Annotated in this window: 21 protein-coding genes; 6 read left to right on the plus strand and 15 right to left on the minus strand. The window is 65.2% G+C overall.

The annotated features are described in order from the left end of the window. Positions 1-112 precede the first annotated feature (112 nt). From MXC11_RS01205 to MXC11_RS01270, 14 genes are all read right to left on the minus strand, one after another. Positions 113-1,306: an ABC transporter substrate-binding protein gene (locus MXC11_RS01205; protein WP_250004095.1), complete on the minus strand. Its 1,194-nt coding sequence runs from the start codon at positions 1,304-1,306 to the stop codon at positions 113-115. Between the two features lie 416 nt (positions 1,307-1,722). Further along, positions 1,723-2,670 (minus strand): catechol 1,2-dioxygenase, encoded by a 948-nt coding sequence (gene catA / locus MXC11_RS01210; protein WP_250004097.1) that lies wholly within the window; start codon positions 2,668-2,670, stop codon positions 1,723-1,725. Between the two features lie 35 nt (positions 2,671-2,705). Then, positions 2,706-2,996, minus strand: a complete 291-nt coding sequence (gene catC, locus MXC11_RS01215) for a muconolactone Delta-isomerase (RefSeq protein ID WP_250004099.1) — start codon at positions 2,994-2,996, stop codon at positions 2,706-2,708. A gap of 18 nt (positions 2,997-3,014) precedes the next feature. Then, a complete protein-coding gene (locus MXC11_RS01220) occupies positions 3,015-4,136 on the minus strand; it encodes a muconate cycloisomerase family protein (protein ID WP_250004101.1) in 1,122 nt (373 codons plus the stop codon). 38 nt (positions 4,137-4,174) lie between these two features. Next, complete coding sequence (locus MXC11_RS01225) at positions 4,175-5,494, minus strand: MFS transporter (RefSeq protein WP_250004103.1); 1,320 nt, start codon at positions 5,492-5,494, stop codon at positions 4,175-4,177. 72 nt (positions 5,495-5,566) lie between these two features. Beyond that, on the minus strand, positions 5,567-6,343 hold the full coding sequence (locus MXC11_RS01230) for a 1,6-dihydroxycyclohexa-2,4-diene-1-carboxylate dehydrogenase (protein WP_250004105.1): 777 nt from the start codon (positions 6,341-6,343) through the stop codon (positions 5,567-5,569). Positions 6,344-6,442: 99 nt separating this feature from the next. Continuing rightward, positions 6,443-7,453: a benzoate 1,2-dioxygenase electron transfer component BenC gene (benC, locus tag MXC11_RS01235; protein ID WP_250004107.1), complete on the minus strand. Its 1,011-nt coding sequence runs from the start codon at positions 7,451-7,453 to the stop codon at positions 6,443-6,445. 126 nt (positions 7,454-7,579) lie between these two features. Beyond that, the gene (benB, locus tag MXC11_RS01240; RefSeq protein WP_250004109.1) at positions 7,580-8,068 is read right to left on the minus strand and encodes a benzoate 1,2-dioxygenase small subunit; all 489 of its coding nucleotides are present in this window, start codon (positions 8,066-8,068) and stop codon (positions 7,580-7,582) included. Beyond that, positions 8,065-9,429, minus strand: a complete 1,365-nt coding sequence (gene benA, locus MXC11_RS01245) for a benzoate 1,2-dioxygenase large subunit (RefSeq protein WP_250004111.1) — start codon at positions 9,427-9,429, stop codon at positions 8,065-8,067. Before benA ends, benB begins: the two co-directional genes overlap by 4 nt. A 227-nt stretch (positions 9,430-9,656) precedes the next feature. Beyond that, positions 9,657-10,610: an AraC family transcriptional regulator gene (locus MXC11_RS01250; protein WP_250004113.1), complete on the minus strand. Its 954-nt coding sequence runs from the start codon at positions 10,608-10,610 to the stop codon at positions 9,657-9,659. Positions 10,611-10,908: 298 nt separating this feature from the next. Then, a complete protein-coding gene (locus MXC11_RS01255) occupies positions 10,909-11,748 on the minus strand; it encodes an IclR family transcriptional regulator (protein ID WP_250004115.1) in 840 nt (279 codons plus the stop codon). A 311-nt stretch (positions 11,749-12,059) separates the two neighbouring features. Further along, positions 12,060-13,232 carry a YbfB/YjiJ family MFS transporter gene (locus MXC11_RS01260; RefSeq protein ID WP_250004117.1) on the minus strand — a complete coding sequence of 391 codons (1,173 nt, stop codon included), beginning with the start codon at positions 13,230-13,232 and terminating at the stop codon, positions 12,060-12,062. A 66-nt stretch (positions 13,233-13,298) separates the two neighbouring features. Beyond that, positions 13,299-14,252, minus strand: coding sequence for a homoserine kinase (locus MXC11_RS01265; protein ID WP_250004119.1), 954 nt, complete (start codon positions 14,250-14,252; stop codon positions 13,299-13,301). A gap of 39 nt (positions 14,253-14,291) precedes the next feature. Beyond that, the gene (locus MXC11_RS01270) at positions 14,292-14,579 is read right to left on the minus strand and encodes a DUF2782 domain-containing protein (RefSeq protein WP_250004121.1); all 288 of its coding nucleotides are present in this window, start codon (positions 14,577-14,579) and stop codon (positions 14,292-14,294) included. A 79-nt stretch (positions 14,580-14,658) separates the two neighbouring features. Here MXC11_RS01270 and polA point away from each other — a divergent pair, with 79 nt between their 5' ends. Next, positions 14,659-17,445, plus strand: coding sequence for a DNA polymerase I (gene polA, locus MXC11_RS01275; protein ID WP_250004123.1), 2,787 nt, complete (start codon positions 14,659-14,661; stop codon positions 17,443-17,445). Between the two features lie 76 nt (positions 17,446-17,521). Here the strand turns inward: polA and yihA are convergent, their stop codons facing one another. Continuing rightward, complete coding sequence (yihA, locus tag MXC11_RS01280; protein ID WP_250004132.1) at positions 17,522-18,175, minus strand: ribosome biogenesis GTP-binding protein YihA/YsxC; 654 nt, start codon at positions 18,173-18,175, stop codon at positions 17,522-17,524. A 220-nt stretch (positions 18,176-18,395) separates the two neighbouring features. On the opposite strand from yihA, the gene MXC11_RS01285 reads away from it, so the two are divergent. The 5 genes from MXC11_RS01285 to MXC11_RS01305 all read left to right on the plus strand — a co-directional run bounded on the left by MXC11_RS01285 (position 18,396) and on the right by MXC11_RS01305 (position 21,781). Then, positions 18,396-18,686 carry a c-type cytochrome gene (locus MXC11_RS01285; RefSeq protein WP_250004135.1) on the plus strand — a complete coding sequence of 97 codons (291 nt, stop codon included), beginning with the start codon at positions 18,396-18,398 and terminating at the stop codon, positions 18,684-18,686. Positions 18,687-18,729: 43 nt separating this feature from the next. Beyond that, positions 18,730-19,335 (plus strand): c-type cytochrome, encoded by a 606-nt coding sequence (locus MXC11_RS01290; protein WP_250004136.1) that lies wholly within the window; start codon positions 18,730-18,732, stop codon positions 19,333-19,335. Positions 19,336-19,468: 133 nt separating this feature from the next. Then, positions 19,469-20,101 (plus strand): thiol:disulfide interchange protein DsbA/DsbL, encoded by a 633-nt coding sequence (locus MXC11_RS01295; RefSeq protein ID WP_250004138.1) that lies wholly within the window; start codon positions 19,469-19,471, stop codon positions 20,099-20,101. A gap of 12 nt (positions 20,102-20,113) precedes the next feature. Then, a complete protein-coding gene (locus MXC11_RS01300; protein WP_250004141.1) occupies positions 20,114-20,959 on the plus strand; it encodes an endonuclease/exonuclease/phosphatase family protein in 846 nt (281 codons plus the stop codon). A gap of 45 nt (positions 20,960-21,004) precedes the next feature. Continuing rightward, positions 21,005-21,781: an N-acetylmuramoyl-L-alanine amidase gene (locus MXC11_RS01305; RefSeq protein WP_250004143.1), complete on the plus strand. Its 777-nt coding sequence runs from the start codon at positions 21,005-21,007 to the stop codon at positions 21,779-21,781. Positions 21,782-21,809 lie beyond the last annotated feature (28 nt).

The raw sequence follows: 21,809 nt of genomic DNA on the forward strand, positions 1-21,809 counted from the left end.
ACAACGAAGACAGAAAGGCGGCCGCCAGCCCGCCGCGCCCGACAGGGGCGACGGCTGGAGGACACTAGGTGCTACGGGGCCTTGCGGCCCGCTTCAGGCAGCGTGGGCGGCGTTACAGCTTGCAGCCGGGCGCCGGATCGCTCAGGTTTTCGCTGGCGATGTTGACCACCACGTTGTCGCCGTTGCGCACCTCGCGCAGGTAGACGTTCTGCACGGGGTTGTGGGCCTTGGAGAAGGTCCAGGTGCCGCGGGGGCTGTCGATGCGCGCCCCTTCCATCGCCTGCAGCCAGGCCTTGCGGTCCTGGGTGTTGCCGGCAACCTGCTGCAGGGATTGCGCCAGCAGCAGGCCGGTGTCGTAGCCCTGTACCGCATAGATGTCAGCGGCCTTGCCAAACTGCTTCTGGTAGTCCGCGCGGAAGGTGTTGTTGACCGGCGTGTCCAGCGAGTCGGCGTAGTGCAGGGTGGTCAGCAGACCTTCGGCGGCGGCGCCCTGGGCCTGCAGGGTGCCTTCGGTGAGGAAGCCTGAACCCAGCAGCGGGATCTTGTCCTTGAGACCGGCGGCGGCGTAGTCCTGAACGAACTTGGCCGCACCACCACCAGCGAAGAAGACGAACACCGCATCCGGCTTGAGGGAGGCGATCTCGGTCAGCTGCGACTGGAACTCCACTTCCGGGAAGGGCAGGTAGATTTCCTTGGTGACCTTGCCGCCGGCCTGCTCGAAGCCTTCCTTGAAGCCATCCACCGACTCGGTGCCAAAGCCGTAGCGCCAGGAGACGGTGACGATGTTCTTGTAGCCCTTCTCGGCCGCCACTTTCCCCATCGGGTAGGCGGTCTGCCAGGAGGTGAAGGAGGTGCGGAAGATGTTCGGCGCGCACAGCGGGCCGGTGGCGGCGTTGAAGCCGGCGTTGGGGATGATCAGCGGCACACCCGTCTCGCGGGCGACCTTGACCGCAGCCATACCGACGCCGGAGTGGACCGGACCGACCACCACATCGACCTTGGAGCCGGAGACCAGCTTCTGCATGTTCTGCACGGCCTTGCCGGGGTTGGCCTCGCTGTCGACCACCACATACTCGACCGGACGCCCGCCCAGGGTGCCACCCTGCTGCTCGATGGCCATCTTCAGACCGTTGGTGGTGGCCTCACCGAGCGCCGCGAAGGTGCCGGTGTAGGGCAGCAACAGACCGACCTTGACCGGGTCAGCCGCCTGGGCGGAAGTCATGAGGCCCGCGCTCAGGGCCATAGCCAGCGCGGACATCGAAAACAGTTTGGTGCGGTTTTGCAGGATCTTATTGTTGTTGTTCATTGTTCTCTCCGGAACGGATCAAAAGCGACAAGCCGGGTCATCGTGGAACAAGGTCACCGTAGCATCAATCCGGCAAAGGGCGGTTATGGGCGATAATCGAACAGTAATACCCATAAAGCGCAATTTGCGGATACATCTTTAATACGCCTGTACTAGCCACTCCCCTGCCCTGATGATCTCGCAGCAAAGCCGCGTGCCAGAGGCTTTTATTCAGGCGACGAACGGCGCCGTGCCACAAGCTGCCCAGCGCGCCCGGACGGCCGCCAGCGGGCTACATGCCGCCGGCACAAAGGGCGATTATCGAACAGATTAGCGCCCTGTAGGTCTCGGCCAGAAACGACAACGCCCCGTCACAGGACGTGACGGGGCGTTGTGCGACAGCCATTCAGCGGATCAGCATCCGCTGCTCAGCCGGATCAGGCGCCTTGCACCTGCAGCGCGCGCGGACGGTGGCTGCGCTGCTCGGCTTCGTTGCTCGGGGCCTTCTGCAGCTGGAAGTTGAACTCCAGCTCCGCGAAGCGGCTGGCGTCCAGACCACGGGCCTTGGCAGCGGCGGCGTCTTCGATGAACTTGATGTCACCGACCAGGCCATCGCGGGTGGCGTAGGCGAAGTCATCCCACAGGTACTTCTCACCGGCCAGGTTGATCTGGGTGGTCAGGTGACGGTGACCCGGCGCGGAGATGAAGAAGTGGATGTGCGCCGGACGCTGGCCATGACGACCCAGCAGGTTCAGGCACTCCTGAGTCGGGCCTTCCGGGTGGCAGCCGTAGCCGCTCGGCACGATGGAGCGGGCGCGGTAGCGACCTTCGGCGTCGGTGACGATACGACGACGCAGGTTGTACTCGGACTGGCTCTTGTCGAAGTAGGAGTAGTTGCCGTCGGTGTTGGCGTGCCACAGGTCAACGGTGGCGCCGGCGACCGGCTTGCCGTCCAGATCGATCACCTGACCTTCGAGGAACATCACGGTGGCCTTGTCCAGCTCGGTGCCATCGTCCATGCGCGCTTCGCCTTCGCAGATCGGCGCGCCGGCCACGTACAGCGGGCCTTCGATGGTGCGCGGGGTGCCACCGGTCAGGCCGGCTTCGGCGTCCTTGGCGTCCTGCAGCACGTCGAGGAAGTGCTCAAGGCCCAGACCTGCGACCAGCAGGCCGGCTTCGTTGCGGCCGCCCATGCGGTTGAGGTAATCGACGGCGAACCAGAACTCGTCCTGGGTCACTTCCAGGTCTTCGACGATCTTCGCCACATCGTTGATGATGCGGAACATCAGCTGCTTGACGCGCGCGCTGCCCTGATCGTTGTTGAGGCCGGCTGCCTCCTTGAACAGGTCCTGGATCGCGGTGGTGTTGGAAACTTTGACAGTCATGAGAGGCTTCCTTCAGTTGTTATTTTGAGCGGACATTACCGATCATCGGCATGAATGGACGACGGGTGACGGCAGATCGGTGCCACCTCGATATCCATGTACGGGAACAGCGGCAGGCGCATCAGGGTGTCATGCAGCTCCTGAACGCTCTCCACATCGAACACACTGAAATTGGCGTACTGGCCGGCGATGCGCCACAGGTGGCGCCACTTGCCTTCCTGCATCAGGCCCTGAGCCAGGGCCTTTTCGTCGGCCTTGAGCTTGTCGGCCTTGGCCGGGTCCATGTCGAGCGGAAGATTCACGGTCATCTTCACGTGGAACAGCATCGGCAGTTCTCCTTGCAGTTACTTGCGGGCGAAGCGCGCCAGGCGCTCTTCATCGAGGGTCAGACCGATACCCGGGGTGCGCGGCACTTCCAGCTGGAAGTCACGGTAGACCGGCGCTTCGGTGACGATTTCTTCAGTGAGCAGCAGCGGGCCGAACAGTTCGGTGCCCCAGGTCAGGCGGTTGAGCGTGACGAAGGCATGGGCCGACGCCAGGGTCCCGACCGAGCCCTCGAGCATGGTGCCGCCATAGAGGGCGATACCGGCCGCCTCGGCGATCTGCGCGGTGCGCAGCACAGCACGCGGGCCGCCGTTCTTGGCGATCTTCAGGGCGAAGATGCTGGCGGCGCCATCGGCGGCCAGGCTGAAGGCGTCCTCGACGCTCTCGATCGACTCATCGGCCATGATCGGTGCCGGGCTGCGCTGGTTGAGGCGGATCTGGCCGGCGCGGTTGATGCGGGAGATCGGCTGCTCGATCAGGTCGATGCCGTTCTCGCCCAGTACCTGGCAGGCGCGGATCGCCACCGACTCTTCCCAGGCCTGATTGACGTCAACCCGAACGCTGGCCTGATCGCCCAGCGCCTTCTTGATCGCCACCACGTGGCGCAGGTCGCGAGCCACCTCACCGGCACCAATCTTCAGCTTGAAGATGCGGTGACGACGGATTTCCAGCATGTGCTCGGCTTCGGCGATGTCCTTGGCGGTATCACCGGAGGCCAGGGTCCAGGCCACCTCGAGGCTGTCACGCACCCGACCACCGAGCAGCTCGCTGACCGGCAGGCCCAGGCGCTTGCCCTGGGCGTCCAGCAGGGCGCTTTCCAGGCCGGACTTGGCGAAGGTGTTGCCCTTGGCCGCCTTGTCCAGGCGCAGCATGCACGCATTGATATTGGCCGCATCCTGGCCGATCAAGAGCGGTGCCAGATGGCTGTCGATGTTCTGCTTGATGCTTTCCGGGCTTTCGTTGCCGTAGGCAAGGCCGCCGATGGTGGTGGACTCACCGATGCCTTCAATGCCATCGGCGCAGCGCACACGGATGATCACCAGCGTCTGGCTCTGCATGGTGTGCATGGCCAGCTTGTGAGGGCGGATGGTCGGCAGGTCGACGATGATCGTCTCGATGCGCTCGATCAGGGAGTGGCTCATATCAATATCCGAAAGTGACGTGTCGTGGGGTTGCCGCCTCAGGCAGCAACCTCACTACGGGAACGGCTGATGGCAAACACCAGCATGGCCAGCGCCGCCAGTACACCCGGGATGGCAAACGCCATGAAGTTGAGGTGCAGCGGCAGGTTGATGCCAAGGAGCGCACCGCCAAGCAGCGGACCGACGATCGCACCGTTACGGCCGATGCCGGATGCCCAGCCAAGGCCGGTGGAGCGGATCGACAGGCTGTAGAACTGTGCGGCGCAGGCGTAGAGCAGAATCTGCGTGCCGATGGTGGTGGCACCGGCGATGCCGATCAGCAGGTAGAGCACCGGCTGCGACAGACCCTGGATGCCCAGCATGCTGATCGAGATGGCCGCCAGCGCGAAGAACACCGCCAGTACACGCGGCAGGTTCATCCGATCACCCAGCCAGCCGCCGCCGATCGCCCCGAATACCGCACCGAAGTTCAGCGCCATCAGGAACGACAGGCTCGAGCCGAGGCTGTAGCCGGCGTTGGCCATCAGCTTGGGCAGCCAGGAGCTCAGGGCGTAAACCATCAGCAGGCAGCAGAAGAAGGCCACCCAGATCGACAGGGTGCCCAGTGCGCGGCCGCCACGGAACAGCTCGACGATCGAGCCACCCTTGACCTTGCTTTCCGTCATCACCAGCTCGCTGCCCGCCTGCAGGTTGCGCTGGTCATCGAGCTTGTTGAGGATCTTGCGCGCTTCGTCATGCTTGCCGTGGCGCACCAGGAAGCCGACCGACTCCGGCAGATAGAACATGATCACCGGCAGCAGCAGCAGCGGGATGGCGGCGGCAAAGAACATCGGCTGCCAGCCGAAGTTGGGCAGCACCCAGATGCCAAGACCGGCCGAGCACATGCCGCCGATCGAATAACCGCTGAACATCACCGCAACCAGGGTGCTGCGCAGACGCTTGGGCGCGTACTCGTTCATCAGCGCCACCACGTTAGGCATCAGGCCGCCACAGCCAAGGCCGGCGAGGAAGCGGAAAATGCCGAACTCGGTCGGCGAGCTGGCAAAGCCGTTGATTACCGTCGCCACGCTGAACAGCACGAAGCAGATGGCAATACCCTTCTTGCGACCGATCTTGTCTGCCAGTGTGCCGAAGATCAGCGCACCAAACATCATGCCAAACAGTGCATAGCTGCCCAGCGCACCGGCTTCGAGCGGGGTCATGTTCCATTCTTTCATCAGCGTCGGCAGCACCGCGCCGTAGATGAACAGGTCATAGCCGTCGAAGATCAGCAGCAGCGCGCACAGCGCGGTGATCAGCCAGTGATAACCGCCGAACCGGGCGTTATCGATAATTTCGTGAACGTCTGTCTTTTGCATGGCAAGGCTCATTTGTTGTTATGTACCCAGGCGGCCACAGGCAGCCGCCCGGGCGAGGGGGTAACCGGGCGATCAGCCCAGGTCACCACCACCCACCGGCAGGATGGTGCCGGTGATGTAGGAAGCTTCATCGGAGGCCAGGAAGCAGATAGCACCGACCTGCTCCTCGATGGTGCCGTAGCGCTTCATCAGGCTGCTGTCGATGGTCTGGTCGACGATCTGCTGGTACCAGGCCTTCTCCTGCTCGCTCTGCTCGGCGCTGTTGCGCGGGATGCGGCGCGGCGGTGCTTCGGTACCGCCCGGGGCAGTGGCGTTGACGCGGATGCCGCGCTCGGCGGTTTCCAGCGCCAGGCAGGCGGTCAGCGCATTGACGCCGCCCTTGGCCGCGCCATAAGGCACACGGTTGACGCCACGGGTGGCAATCGAGGAGACGTTGACGATCGCGCCCTTGCCCTGCTCGAGCATGTAGGGCAGCGCCGCGTGGCAGCACCACAGGGTGGGGAACAGCGAGCGGCGCACCTCAGCCTCGATCTCGTTCTCGCGGTAGTGCTCGAACGGCTTGGCCCAGATGGTGCCACCGACGTTGTTGACCAGAATGTCCAGACGCCCGAAGCGCTCGACAGCCGCCGCCATCACCCGCTGGCAATCGGCGTTCTGCTCAAGATCGGCGGTCAGGGTCAGCACTTCGGCCACACCGGCCAGCTCATCGCTCAGCTCGTGCACCAGCTCGGAGCGATCGACCAGTACCAGACGACCGCCCTCGGCGGCCATGCGCAGGGCAACGCCGCGGCCGATGCCCTGTGCAGCACCGGTGATCACCGCGACCTTGTCTTGGAAACGCTTGTTCATGGCAATGAATCCATTAAAAAGGAGCCCGCAGGGCGGGCTCAGGGGGACTGCCCTATTACCGGCAGCACACGGCGGGGCGGGGCATCGCGCCCGGCCCGGTCAGGCGCTGGCGGCGAATTTTTCGTAGTGGAAGCTGACCGGCTCCACGCCGCGCTGGCGCAGATCCTGGCTGACCGCCTCGACCATCGGCGGCGGGCCGCACAGGTAGATGTCCACATCGCCGTCGTTGAGCTGGCCAGGCTCGATGTGCTGGGTCACGTAGCCCTTGAGCGGGTAACTGCTCTCGGGGCTGGCCACGCAGGCGGCGAAGGTGAAGTTGGGGATCTGTGCGGCGAAGGCTTCCAGCTTGTCCATCTCGACCAGGTCGCTGTCGTTGGTGACGCCGTAGATCAGATGGATCGGGTACTCGCTGCCCTCGGCAGCGATCTTCTCCAGCATGGCGAGGAACGGCGCAAGACCGGTACCACCGGCCAGCATCAGCAGCGGGCGCTTGATGTCGCGCAGGTAGAAGCTGCCCAGCGGGCCGTTGAGGGTCATTGCATCACCCGGCTTGGCCTGGCCGGTGAGGAAGCTGCTCATCAGGCCGCCCGGCACGTTACGGATCAGGAAGCTGACCGCGCCATCGTTTTGCAGGGAGCTGAAGGAGTAGGCGCGGTGCTGCTCGGTGCCCGGCACCTGCAGGTTGACATACTGGCCCGGCAGGAAGGACAGCGCCTTGAGCCCATCGCCTTCGATGGTCAGGCTGATGGTGCTGTCTGACAGCGACTTCACTTCCCGCACGCTGGCGTTGTAGCTGGCCTGCTGGATCTTGCAGACATCCGAGGAGGCCGGTACGCGAACCACGCAGTCGCTTTCGGCACGCATCTGGCAGGTCAGCACGTAGCCCTGCTCCAGTTCGTCCTCGCTCAGCGCGTCCTCGATGAAGTTGTCACCCATATCGTAACGGCCGGATTCGGCAAAGCACTTGCAGGCACCGCAGGCACCGTCACGGCAGTCGAGGGGAATGTTGACGCCCTGGCGATAGGCGGCGTCGGCCACTGTCTCACCGGGATTGGCATCGATGAAGCGGGTTACCCCGTCTTCGAAGTTCAGTGCGATCTTGTGCGACATGTGCTGCGCCTCGATTCGATGTTTTTCTTGCGCACGGGAGCCGTGCATGCACGCAGGAAAAAAGTGCGCCACAGGCGCACTTTTCCGGCTCGCGTCAGGGCCGGACGGGCCGGCCCGTCGCGCCTATCAGAGGTGATAGATGTCGATGACCTGACGGACGTAATCGTTCTTCAGGACGACCTTCTTCTCGGTAATCAGCGGGTTCGCACCGCGGGTATCGATGGTGTAGAAGCTGGTACCGAAGAAGTGGTCGGTCACTTTGTAGCGGAAGCTCAGGGTGTGCCAGTTGAAGCGCACCTTCACAAAGCCTTCGCCCTGCTCAACAACCTCGATGTTGTTGATGTTGTGGGAGGTGCGGGTGTCCGGGATGGAGGCACTCGAACGCTCGGTCTTGATGCGGAACACGCGGTCTTCCAGACCCCCACGGTTGCCGTACCAGATCAGGGAGATTTCGGTCTGCGGGTTCTCGACCAGCTCGTCGTTGTCATCCCAGCACGGCATCCAGAAGGTGGCGCTCGGCGCGTACAGCTCCAGCCACTCGTCGAACTGCTTGTCGTCCAGGTAGCGCGCTTCACGGTAGAGGAAGTCGCGGATTGCTTCGTAACTCATGCTCATTGCGCGCCCTCCACGTGGATCAGCTGCTCTTGCTCTTTCTTGATGGCCTTGATCATTTCCTGCTGCCAGTACTGGTGCTGCAGCACGAACAGGCCTTCGTCCTCGGTGCGTACACCGCTCAGCAGCGGCTTGAGCTCGATCTCGTCGGCCGCCTGATCAGCGCCCTCGATCCAGTGCTTGGCACCGCGCGACATGTCGTTCCACTCCATGGCACGGCCGTTGAAGCCCTGCTGGCAGGCGCGGAACTCTTCCAGATCGTCCGGAGTGGCCATGCCGGAGACGTTGAAGAAGTCTTCGTACTGACGGATGCGGCGGGCGCGGGCCTCGGCGCTCTCGCCTTTGGGGGCGATGCAGTAGATGGTGACTTCGGTCTTGTCCACGGAGATCGGGCGAGCGATACGCAGCTGCGAGCCGAACTGGTCCATCAGGTACAGGTTCGGGTACAGGCACAGGTTGCGCGAGTGGCCGATCATCCAGTCAGCGCGGGCTTCACCGAACTCGGCGACCAGGCGGTCACGATCGGCGGACAGCGGACGGTCTTCCGGGTTGTCCCAGCGAGTCCACAGCAGCAGGTGGCCGTTCTCGAAGGAGTAGAAACCACCACCCTTCTTGCCCCAGCCGCCGGCGCTCATGGTCTTCATTTCTTCGCCAGCATCACGCGCCTTGCGCTGCTGCTGGGTCGCGGCGTAGTTCCAGTGCACGGCGGTCACGTGGTAGCCGTCAGCACCGTTTTCGGCCTGCAGCTTCCAGTTGCCTTCGTAGTAGTAGGTGGAGGAGCCACGCAGCACTTCCAGACCTTCCGGCGACTGGTCGCAGACCATGTCGATGATCTTCTTCGACTCGCCGAGGAACTCTTCCAGCGGCGCAACGTCCGGGTTGAGGCTGCCGAACAGGAAGCCACGATAGGACTCGAAACGCGCAACCTTTTTCAGGTCGTGCGAGCCTTCGCAGTTGAAGCTGTCGGGGTAGCCGGCATCCTTCGGATCCTTCACCTTGAGCAGCTTGCCGCTGTTGTTGAAGGTCCAGCCGTGGAACGGGCAGGTGTAGCTGGCCTTGTTGCCGGTCTTGTAACGGCAGAGCATGGCGCCACGGTGGCTGCAGGCGTTGATGAATGCGTTCAGTACACCGTCCTTGTTGCGCGCGATGAAGATCGGCTGGCGCCCCATGTAGGTGGTGTAGTAGTCGTTCACGTTGGGGATCTGGCTTTCATGGGCCAGATACAGCCAGTTGCCCTCGAAGATGTGCTTCATCTCGAGTTCGAACAGGCGGGGGTCGGTGAACATCTCCCGCTTGCAGCGGTAGATGCCCTTCTCTTTGTTTTCTTCGAGCAGGCTTTCGAGGTAATCGAGTCCCAGGGTCACGGCCGCGGCCTCCGTTGTTATTGTTCCAACATCATCCGGTGGAAGACTAAGTGCCGGCGAGAGCCGGCAATATCCACTTTCTGCACGAGGTTTATCCGATTACTGCACTGGGTTTATCCGCTTTTTGCAGCATCTGGATAACTGCAACAATTCCCCAGCAGGCCAGCGGATGCCTGCACGCAGGGAAGTTTCTGCCGCGGCGCTACCGATCAACGGCAGCGCCGGTATCAGCCGCGCCGGCGCAGGGTGTCGGAGGGCAGCTCGCCGAAGGCACTTTTGTAGCTTTCCGAGAAGCGTCCAAGGTGCAGGAAGCCGTAATCGAGCGCCACTTCGGTGACATTGCGCACCGCCGCCGCCGGATCGCTCAAGCGATCGCGGATGTGCTGCAGCTTGCGCTGGCGGATGTAGCTCTTGGGGGTGGTGCCGGCGTTGCGCTCGAACAGCGCATACAGCGAGCGCGGACTCATGCGCGCCAGCTCGGCCAGCTGCTCGAGGCTGATGTCCTGGCGCAGGTTGTCCTCGATGTACTGGACGATGCGCTCAAAAGACGGGCAGCTGCCATTGGCCGGCTCGCGGCTGACATTGTTGTCCAGCAGGGCCAGCAGCTTGTTGGCGATGATCCGCGAGTACTGCTCCTGCACCACCGGCAGGCCGTGATCGCTTTCGGCCTCCTCGCAGACAAGCCCGAGCAGATTGCCGAAGCCTTCCAGCCGGCTCAGCTCGTGACGCGGCGTGAAGCGAATGCCGGTACTCGGGCGACGCCACTGGTTATCGCTGCAGGCCTTGTCGAGCAGGTTGGCCGGTAGCTTGAGGATGAACTTCTCGCAGTCGTCGGAGTAGGTCAGATCGACCGGATCATCCGGGTTGATCAGGAGCAGCTCGCCGGGGGTGAAGTAGTGCTCCTGACCGCGACCGCGCCACAGGCAGTGACCCTTGAGCAGGATCTGCAGGTGGTAGATGGTTTCCAGCGCCGAGGAGGTCACCCGCACACTGCTGCCGTAGCTGATCCGACACAGGTCGAGGCTGCCGAAGGTGCGGTGATTGAGGCTGGCCGCCGGTTGGGCGTGCCGGGCCAGACGAATGCAGTGCGAGCCGACATGCTCATTGACGTATTCGGACACGGCATGAGGATCGGCGTGGGCGAAAATCTGACTCTTGTCGTTCAACAGGCGGCCGTTCATAGCGCTCGTCGCTCTTCGTTGTACTGGTCGAGAACCCCGGTGCAGCATTGTCTGTCGCTCGCACCGACTCCGTCTGCATGTGCTCAGTCGGCAAGCCGCCTCAGGAAGCGGCGACCGCGTGCCATGCAGTGACAGCCAGCCTGGCCAAGAACACTCCCCAGCGCCCGCGATGGAAGGCTGGTCACTCTAGAATAGGCGATTTGTGCGAATGCCGCACAGCAATGTCCGACAATCGCACGCTTTATCAACCCAGCACACCAGCTGCCTTGACTTTCCACCCCTCGCCGCCCGAAGGGCGTCAATGGAACAGCTGCAGACTCAGCTCACGGCTGGCGGCCAGCAAGGCCGGCAGGAAGCGCACTTCCAGATCCTGGCGACTGACCCGGCTGGCATGGGTGCTGACGTTCATCGCTGCCAGCACATGCCCGGCGGCATCGCGCACCGGTACGGCGATCGAGCGCAGGCCCTGCTCCAGCTCCTGATCGACCACACACCAGCCTTGCGCGCGCACGGTCTGCAGGCACTCCCAGAGCGCCTCGGCGCTGTGCAGGGTGCGGCTGGTCTTGGGCTGCAGGTCGGCGTGGTTCAGGTAATCGCGCAGGCTGGCGTCGTCGAGGGCGGCCAGCAGGATGCGGCCCATCGAGGTGCAGTAGGCCGGCAGGCGGCTGCCCACGCTCAGATCCACCGAAATCAGCCGCTGGGGAATCGCCGAGCGCGCCAGGTACAGCACCTCGTCGCCCTCAAGGCTTGCCAGGTTGCAGGCCTCGTGCAGCTGCTCGCTGATCCGGTCCAGGAACGGCTGCGCCGAGACGGCCAGCGGGGTCGAGGACAGGTAGGCGTGCCCGAGAGTCAGCACCTTGGGCAGCAGCGAGTAGGTGCGGCCATCGGTGGTGACGTAACCCAGGCGCATCAGGGTGTACAGGCAGCGCCGCACCGCCGCGCGGGGAATCTCGGTGCGGTGGCTGATCTGGGCGATGGTCAGGTGACGCTTGCGCTCCTGGAAGGCATTGATCACCGCCAGACCTCGCGCCAGCGAGGTCATGAAGTTGGGGTCGCCACTCAGACCCTCGATGCGCTTGGCCGGTGAGATGTAGGGCGGCGGCGCCAGGGTTGGCTGGGTCGGGCGAGCGTCGCTCATGACGGGTATTCCTCGAACGGGGCACAACAAAGGTCGGCGATTATCGAACCTTGGGGCGATAATCGCAACGCATGCCACGCAGGATTGACCCCTGGCGCCGCAGGGCGTACCGTGCGCGCGCTCGTGATCGTTGCCAGGTCTTGTCAGGTACCCCGCAGCGGCGGCGCGATGGCCAGACCATCGCCACCCCCTCGATCACGCGCCTGTCGCGCTGCTTGCAGCCGGCACACGCCCCCGTCCACAAGCCGGCCCGGCGTGCTCTTCCCTTCTGTACTAGCCAGCCGCCAAAAGCGGCTCTGGCCCTCTCTCGCTCAGCGTGCCGGCGCCGCCGGTGGCAGACGCCGCAGGATCAGCAACAAGCCACTGGCCAGCAGCATTGCGGCAGCGGCCAGATACAGCCCGGCGTCGTAGCTGCCCAGACGCAGCGCCAGCCAGCCGGTCAGCGCCGGGGCGATGATCTGGGCCACGCCATAGGCCAGCGTCATGCGCCCCATCATCCGCGCCGGCTGCGAGGGGTAGAAGCGCCCGGCCATGCTCAGCACCAGACTGACCATGCCGACGAAGGTCAGCCCGAACAGCGCCGCCCCGGCCAGCGCCGCGCCCAATCCGCCCCACAGCGGCAGCAGGATACCGGCAATATGCAGCAGCGCAGCCAGGATCAGCGCATTGAGCGTGCCGGTGCGCCGGGCCAGCAGATCCCAGAAGATGCAGCCAGGCGCCGCCGCCAGGCCCACGACCAGAAACACCCAGGTGCCTTGCCCTGCCAGCCCCGGCAGCGCCTCGACAATCGCGACAATAAAGGTAGCGCTCACCACATAGCCGATGCCGGCGCAGAAGTACGCCACCAGCAGCAGCGTGAAGAACAGCCGCCCCGGCGGCTGATCGGCCAGCGCCGCTCCGCCGGAGCTGCCGACGGTCGCTGGGGCCGGCATCCAGCGGAGCGCCGGAATCAGCAGCAGCACGCCCAGCGCGCCCAGCACGAACCACTGCATCCGCCAGTCCAGCCACAGACTGCAGAGCCCGACCACCAGCGCACAGCCGGCGATACTCAGGCCGATGCCGGAAAAGTGGATGCCCAGCTCGCCGCGCAGGTCATGACGGATCAGCCAGTTGAGGATCAGCCCGGTGCCCAGCAGCATGCCCGCCGCGCTGCCGAGCCCGGCGACAAAGCGCGACAGCGCCCACCATCCGACATCGGTGGTCAGCCCCATCAGCCAGGTGCTCAGCAATGCAGCCAGCAGACCGAGGCGATAGAGTCGCAGCTTGAGCGCAGGGTCACTGATCAGCGAGGCCAGCAGGGCGCCAGCCAGATAGCCGGTATAGTTGATGGCCGCCAGCCAGCCGGCCGCCGCCACGCCCAGCCCGACCTGGGCCTGCATCAGCGGCAGCAGGGGCGTATAGGCAAAGCGCGCCAGCCCCAGGGTGAGCAGCAGACTGAAGATGCCGGCGCAGAGCACGCGCAGGCGTTGTTGTCGCAGGTCCATGATGAGGTACTCGTTCTTGTTGTACACGCACCATAGGCGACAACCCCTCGCCTGGACAGCCCCGGCTCAGAGCGCGAACGGCAGCCCCGGCACCGCCACGCGGCGCTGCTCCAGCCGTTGGCGGAACTCGCCGGGGTCCTTGATCAGCACCGCCTGCCCGGCGTTGGCCTGCGCGGCGATCAGGCGCGACAGCCAGAAGCGCAGCGCCGCCGCGCGCAGCACCAGCGGCCAGAGCAGCGCCTCGCGGGCCACGAATGGCCGGTGCGCGCCGTAGGCCCCGAGCAATGCCGAGAGACGCGGCGCATCCAGACGCCCATCAGGCTCGCTGCACCAGTCATTGGCGACGATGGCCAGATCCAGCAGCATCGGCCCGAGGCAGGCATTGTGGAAATCCAGCACCCCACTGAGCTCCGCGCCCTCGAACAGCGCGTTATCGCAGAACAGATCGCCGTGCAGGTTGGCCTGCGGCAAGCTCTCCAGATGCTGACGCTCGCCAGCCAGTTCCGCCAGCGTCTCGGCCAGCAGCGCACGTTCCGCCTCGGGCAGTGACAGCGCCTGCAGCGGGCCGACCTCGAGGATCCAGTCGAAGCCGCGATCATTCGGCTGCTCCAGCGCCGCCTCGCGGGTGAGCTGGTGCAGACGTCCCAGCCAGTCACCGATCGCCCGGCAATGTGCCACCCCCGGCTGCAGCACATGCCGCCCGGGCAGACGCGGCTGCAGCAGCGCCGGCAGCCCCGCCAGCTCACCAATCGCCCGCCCCTCGCGGGTGCGCAGGGCGTGGGGCACCTTGAGACCCGCGGCATCCAGCCGGTCAAGCAGCGCCACCACAAAGCCCAGCGTCGCCTGACGCTCCGGGCGCTCGATCAGGGTCAGCACGCACTCGCCGGCCTCAAGGCTGACGAAGAAATTGCTGTTCTCCGTCCCGGCCGCGATGCCCTCGAAGGCCAGCAGGCGGCCCAGTTGATACGGCGCGACAAACGCCGCCAGTTCAGCGTGTTGCAGCGGGGTAAAGACCGACATGGCATCGCTCCCAGCACAGGGGGTGGCCGAGCACCCGGGTTACCAGCGGAAGATTTCCCACTGCGGAATCAGCCGATCCGGGTGATCGGCGCGGATGAAGTTGTTGTCGCCATCGGCGCGGACCAGAAAGTACGGCTTGCCGGTCTTGGGGGTGACCTTGATGGCATACAGGAAACCGTTGATCCGGTATTCCTGCACGGTGCGGTCGCCTTCCTGACGGATGGTGACCTCCGGCTCGGCGGCCGGCGTGACATCTTCCTCGGCGATGGCCGCCAGTGAGGTGCTGGCCAAGAGGCCCGCGAGCAGCAGACGGTTGAGTGCGCGCATGGTGGTAACCTTGTCTATTTGCTGAGTGTATGACCCTGTCATCTTACTCCGGTCGGATTGCCCAAGAGTCGATTTCCCCATGAGTCTAGCCCCTCTCGTCCTGGTGGACGGTTCCTCCTACCTGTACCGCGCCTTCCACGCCCTGCCGCCGCTGCACACCTCAGCCGGCCTGCCCACCGGCGCGGTGAAGGGCGTGCTGAACATGCTGCTGAGCCTGCGCCGGCAGTATCCGGACAGCCCGTTCGCGGTGGTGTTCGATGCCAAGGGGCCGACCTTCCGCGACGAGCTGTTCGAGCACTACAAGTCGCACCGCCCGCCGATGCCCGATGACCTGCGCGTGCAGATCGAGCCGCTGCACGCCTGCGTGAAGGCGCTGGGACTGCCGCTGCTGTGCATCGAGGGCGTCGAGGCCGACGACGTGATTGGCACCCTGGCCTGCTCCAGCGCTGCTGCCGACCGCCCGGTGCTGATCTCCACCGGCGACAAGGACATGGCCCAGCTGGTCAACGGCCACGTCACCCTAGTCAACACCATGACCAACCCGCCGACCTATCTGGATCGCGACGGGGTGATCGGCAAGTTCGGCATCGGCCCGGAGCTGATCATCGACTACCTGGCGCTGATGGGCGACAAGGTCGACAACATCCCCGGCGTGCCGGGAGTCGGCGAGAAGACCGCGCTGGGTCTGCTGCAGGGTCTGGGCGGCGGCCTCGACCTGATCTACGCCAATCTGGAGCAGGTGCCGGCGCTGCCGATCCGCGGCGCCAAGTCGCTGCCGGCCAAGCTCGAGGAACACCGCGAGATGGCCTACCTGTCTTACCAGCTGGCCACCATCAAGACCGACGTGGCACTCGACGTGCACCTCGACGAACTGCATCCGGGCGAGATCGATCGCGCCGCGCTGATCGAGCTGTACCGCACCCTGGAGTTCAAGAGCTGGCTGAACGACCTGCTGCGTGACGGCAAGGCCAGCGCCAGCGTGACGCCGGATGCCGCTGCGGGCGATACACCTGACGCGAGCGCGCCGACGGACGAGACGGCGGCAGCGGCCATCGAGACCCGCTACGAGACCGTGCTGGAGCAGGCGCAGTTCGACGCCTGGCTGGCGAAGCTCGAAGCCGCCGAACTGTTCGCCTTCGACACCGAGACCACCGGCCTCGACGCCCAGCAGGCCGAGCTGGTCGGCATCTCCTTCGCACTCACGCCGTTCGAGGCCGCCTACGTGCCGCTGACGCACCGCTACATGGGCGTGCCCGAGCAGCTCGATCGCGACGCGGTGCTCGCTGCACTCAAGCCGCTGCTGGAAGACCCGAGCAAGGCCAAGGTCGGCCAGCATGCCAAGTACGACATCAACATCCTCGCCCGCTACGGTATCGAGGTGCGCGGCGTGGCCTTCGACACCATGCTCGAATCCTACGTGCTGGATTCCACCGCCACCCGCCACGACATGGACAGCCTGGTGCTCAAATACCTCGGCCAGTCGACGGTGAAGTTCGAGGACATCGCCGGCAAGGGCGCCAAGCAGCTGACTTTCGACCAGATCGCCCTCGAGCAGGCCGGCCCCTACGCCGCCGAGGACGCCGACGTCACCCTGCGCCTGCACCAGACCCTGTGGGGCAAACTCGAAGCCGAGCCGACGCTGGCCAAGGTGCTCCGCGAGATTGAGATGCCGCTGGTGCCGGTGCTGGCGCGCATCGAGCGCCACGGCGCGCTGGTCGATGCCCGGCTGCTCGGCGAGCAGAGCGTGGAGCTCGGTGAGAAGATGCAGCAGCTCGAGCGCCAGGCCTTCGAGCTGGCCGGCGAGGAGTTCAACCTCGCCTCGCCCAAGCAGCTCGGCGCCATCCTCTACGACAAGCTCGGCCTGCCGGTGCTGTCGAAGACCGCCAAGGGCCAGGCCTCCACCGCCGAGAGCGTGCTGGTCGAGCTGGCCGAGCTGGGCCATGCGCTGCCGCAGGTGCTGATCGACTACCGCAGCGTCAGCAAGCTCAAGAGTACCTATACCGACCGGCTGCCCGAGCAGATCAACCCGCGCACCGGGCGCATCCACACCAGCTACCACCAGGCGGTGACCGCCACCGGGCGGCTGTCATCCTCGGACCCCAACCTGCAGAACATCCCGATCCGCAGCGCCGAGGGCCGGCGCATCCGCCAGGCCTTCGTCGCGCCGGCCGGCTACCGGCTGCTGGCCGCCGACTACTCGCAGATCGAGCTGCGCATCATGGCCCACCTGGCCCAGGACGCGGGTCTCTTGGATGCCTTCCGCCACGACCGCGACGTGCACCGCGCCACCGCCGCCGAGGTGTTCGGCGTCGCGCTGGAGCAGGTCAGCGCCGAGCAGCGCCGTCGCGCCAAGGCGATCAACTTCGGTCTGATCTATGGCATGAGCGCCTTTGGTCTCGCCAAGCAGCTGGGCGTCGAGCGCAAGGAGGCGCAGGAGTACATCGAGCGCTACTTCGCTCGCTATCCAGGCGTGCTGGCTTATATGGAGCGCACCCGCGAGCAAGCCAGCGAGCAGGGCTATGTCGAGACCCTGTTCGGTCGCCGCCTGTATCTGCCGGAGATTCGCTCGCGCAACGGTGCGCTGCGCAAGGCCGCCGAGCGCACCGCGATCAACGCGCCGATGCAGGGCACTGCCGCCGACATCATCAAGCGCGCCATGCTCGCGGTGGACGCCTGGCTAGAGGGCAGCGGGCTGGATGCACGGATGATCCTCCAGGTGCACGACGAACTGGTGCTGGAGGTGCGCGAGGATCAGGTCGAGGCACTCAAGGCCGGGCTGCTGCCGCTGATGAGCGGTGCCGCCGTACTGGACGTGCCGCTGCTGGTGGAAGCCGGCGTGGGCAGCAACTGGGACGAGGCGCACTGAGCGCCTGATCGCGGGGCGAGACTGGGCTGCAGCCTGCCCGGTCTCGCGAGATCCGCTGCCTGGCGAAGGTGGTGCGTCAGGCCGGCGCGCTGTCCGGCTCCGGGGCCGGCCCGCTCAGGCCCATCCAGTCGGCCAGCACCGTCAGGGCCTCCTCGATGCCCTGACGCTTGGGCGCGGAGAACAGCTGCGCGCTGGCCACACCCTCACCCCAGCCCTGGCGGATGTCCTTCTGCACCTTGAGCAGGGCATTCTTGGCCGCGCCGTAGGTCAGCTTGTCGGCCTTGGTCAGCAGCACATGGATCGGCAGCTGGCTGGCCTGCGCCCAGTCGAGCATCATGCGGTCGAACTCGGTCAGCGGATGGCGCACATCCATCAGCAGCACCACGCCGACCAGACTGTGGCGGCTGCCCAGATAGGCTTCCAGGTGACGCTGCCAGTGCTGCTTGAGCGGGATCGGTACCTTGGCGTAGCCGTAACCGGGCAGATCGACCAGCCGACGCTGATCGTCGAGACGGAAGAAGTTGAGCAGCTGGGTGCGCCCCGGCGTCTTCGAGGTACGCGCCAGACGGGCGTGGGTCAGGGTGTTCAGCGCGCTGGATTTGCCGGCATTCGAGCGCCCGGCAAAGGCCACTTCATAACCTTCATCAGGCGGGCACTGATCGACCTGGGCGGCACTCATGATAAAGCTGGACTGCTGGCACAGCCCAAGGATGGGGTTCTTGACAGACATGGCGGGGCGGGGCCTGTTGGCTGCCGGCTGCAGGCGCGGCCGGACGATGACTGGAGAAGCTGCGACCCAGTGTCGCGGGCGGTGGTTCCGTTTCCGTTTTGACGGCGCGTGTATATAATGCCACGGATTTTGTGTGCGCTTGATACTCGAGCCGGAGTTGCCTGAACGGACCCGCCAGCAGAGCTTGGGCTGTTCTCACCTGATGATGAAGAGGTCGACCATGAAAAAGCTGCTGATTGCCGCATCGCTTGTTGCCATGACTGCTTCCGTGCAGGCCGCTCAGGATCCCGAAGCGGTGTACAACAAGGCCTGCCTGGCCTGCCATGCCGCCGGCGTCGCCGGCGCGCCCAAGAAAGGTGATGCCGCTGCCTGGGCCCCGCGCCTGGCCAAGGGCACTGACGCCCTGCTGGCCAGCGTGAAGAATGGCCTGAATGCCATGCCCGCCGGTGGCCTGTGCATGGACTGCTCCGACGAGGACTACAAGGCCGTCATCGAGTGGATGAGCAAGTAAGTCCGCCCACCATCTTCCCACTTAGCCGTAGTTGGATTAGCTGATGAACAAACTACTCGTGAGTCTGCTGTTGACCCTGGGCGTGACTGGTCTGGCACAGGCTGCTGGTGATGCCGCCGCAGGACAAGCCAAGACCGCCGTGTGCGCGGCCTGTCATAGCCCGGATGGCAACAGCATGGTGCCTAACTTCCCGAAACTGGCTGGCCAGGGTGAGCGTTACCTGCTCAAGCAACTGCATGACATCAAGAGTGGTGCGCGTCAGGTGGTCGAGATGACCGGCATCCTGACCAACCTGAACGATCAGGACCTGGCCGATATCGCCGCCTACTATGCCAGCCAGAAAGGCAGCATCGGCCAGGCTGATCCGGCGCTGGTCGAGCGTGGTGCGGCCCTGTTCCGTGGCGGCAACCTGCAAACCGGCATGCCGGCCTGCACCGGTTGCCACTCGCCCAACGGTGAGGGCAACGATCTGGCTGCCTTCCCGCGCCTGAGCGGTCAGCATGCCCAGTACACCGCCCTGCAGCTGAACAACTTCCGCGAAGGTATCCGCAATAACGACGGCGATAGCATGATCATGCGCTCGATCGCCGCCAAGCTGAGCAACAAAGATATCGAAGCGCTGTCCAGCTACATTCAAGGCCTGCACTGAGTTCACCGCAGCAGCCTGCAATACAAAAAGGGCAGCCTTGGCTGCCCTTTTTCATGCCCCGCTGTCCTAGAATCAGCACCTGTTCGCGGCCCCGGCGCGTCGTGCGCGGCCATAGCATCCCCAGGAGTCTTGCATGCGTAACCTGATCCTTTCCGCCGTCGTGGCCGGCATCGGCCTGTTCGGTGCCGCCGCACAGGCCAGTGACACCTTCCAGGCTGGCCGTGAGTACGTACAGATCGGCAGCCCAGTCCCTGTCTCGCAACCGGGCAAGATCGAGGTGGTCGAGCTGTTCTGGTACGGCTGCCCGCACTGCGACCAGTTTGAGCCCCATGTGCTGGAGTGGGCCGGCAAACAGCCGGAAGACGTCAACTTCGTGCGCATTCCCGCCCTGTTCGGTGGCGTCTGGAACCTGCACGGCCAGCTGTTCCTGACCCTGGAAGCCATGGAGGCCGACGAAAAGGTCCATGCCGCGATCTTCAATGCCCTGCATCGCGAGGGCAAGAAGCTCGCCAACCTCGAGGAAATCACCGCCTTCCTCGCCACCCAGGGCATCGATACCGAAGCCTTCACCAAGACCTTCAACTCCTTTGCCATCAAGGGGCAGATGGAGAAGGCCCGCAAGTTGGCCATGGCCTACCAGATCACCGGCGTCCCGGTGATGATCGTCAACGGCAAGTACCGCTTTGATCTGGGCAGCGCTGGCGGTGCCCAGGGCGCCCTCAAGGTCGCCGATCACCTGATCGAGCAGGAGCGTGCCGCCCGCTAAGCGGCACAGGCCATGCTCAGGCACTGGCTCAAGACGCGCCCCGCCCGCCGGGATGAGGCGCGTCACAATCCCCAGGCCGAGGCACGCCTCGGCGAGCACCTGCGCCTGCTCAGCTTCAACATCCAGGTCGGCATCAGCACCCGCCGCTACCACCACTACCTGACCCGCAGCTGGCAGCACCTGCTGCCGCACCGCGAACGGGCGGCCAATCTGCAGCAGATCGCCGCCCTGCTGGGCGATTTTGATCTGGTGGCCCTGCAGGAAGTGGACGGCGGCAGCCTGCGCTCCGGCTATATCAATCAGGTCGAGCACCTCGCCCAGCTGGCCGGCTTTCCCTGGTGGTACCAGCAGCTCAACCGCAACCTCGGGCCATTCGCCCAGCACAGCAATGGCCTGCTCAGTCGCCTGCAGCCACAGCAGCTTGAGGATCATCCGCTGCCCGGACCCCGCGGCCGTGGGGCGATCTTCGCCCGCTTCGGTCAGGGTCACGACGCCCTGCTGGTGGTGGTGATGCACCTGGCCCTCGGCGCCCGCACCCGTGCCCGCCAGCTGGCCTATATCCGCGAGCGCCTAGAGGATCACCGCCACTGCGTGCTGATGGGCGACATGAACACCCACGCTACCGAGCTGCTCGAGCACTCGCCGCTGCGGGATCTGGGCCTGATCGCTCCGCAGGCCTGTGCCACCTACCCCAGCTGGCAACCGCAGCGCTGCATCGACCACATCCTGCTCAGCCCGGAGCTGACGCTGGAGCGCATGCAGGTCATCGATCTGCCCGTCTCCGATCACCTGCCGGTCGCGGTGGACATCCGCCTGCCCGGCGCCCTGCAGCCGCCCCTGCCACTCTGTAGCCCCTGAACCCTCACCCCGCTGCGCCCTGTGCCCGGCCCCTGAACGACCGCCATGACCCTCAGAACTGCCTCCTTGCTCCTCCTCGCCCTGCTGCTGACCGGCTGCGGCACCGGCCTGCGCATCGACGACTCCCTGCGCGCCCGCGATCAGAACAGCCGTGTCGAATTCATCGTCATCCACTACACCGCCAGCGACCTGCCGCGCTCCCTGCAGGCCCTGACCCGGGGCGGCGTGAGCGCCCACTACCTGATCCCCGCCGACGGGCGCAAGGTCTACCGTCTGGTCGATGAAAACCGCCGGGCCTGGCATGCCGGCGACAGCCAGTGGCGCGGGCGGACCTGGCTGAATGCCAGCTCGATCGGCATCGAGCTGGTCAATCCAGGCTTCACCGATACCCCCGCGGGCCGCCAGTGGCACCCCTACCCGCAGGCGCAGATCGACACCCTGATCCGCCTGCTGCAGGACCTGCGCGAGCGCCATGGCGTGGCACCCGTGAACATCGTCGGCCACAGCGACATCGCCCCGCAGCGCAAGGTCGATCCGGGGCCGCGCTTCCCCTGGGAGCAACTGGCCCGCGCCGGGCTGATCGACTGGCCGGATGCGGCCCGCGTCAGCCAGCACCGCGCCCAGCTGGGCGCGCAGCTGCCGGGCGCCGGCTGGTTCCAGCACCAGCTTGAGCGGCTTGGTTTTGCCGTCCCCCAGCATGGCCAGTGGGATGAGGCAACCCGCAACGTGCTGGCGGCGTTCCAGATGCGCTATCACCCGCAGCGCCATGACGGCACCCCGGACCTGCACAGCGCCGCCCTGCTGCTGGCCCTGCTGGACTGAAAACAACCGGCCGGAGTTTTTCCGGCTT

This window comes from Pseudomonas eutrophicaquae (assembly GCF_023544715.1).
GTDB lineage: Bacteria > Pseudomonadota > Gammaproteobacteria > Pseudomonadales > Pseudomonadaceae > Geopseudomonas.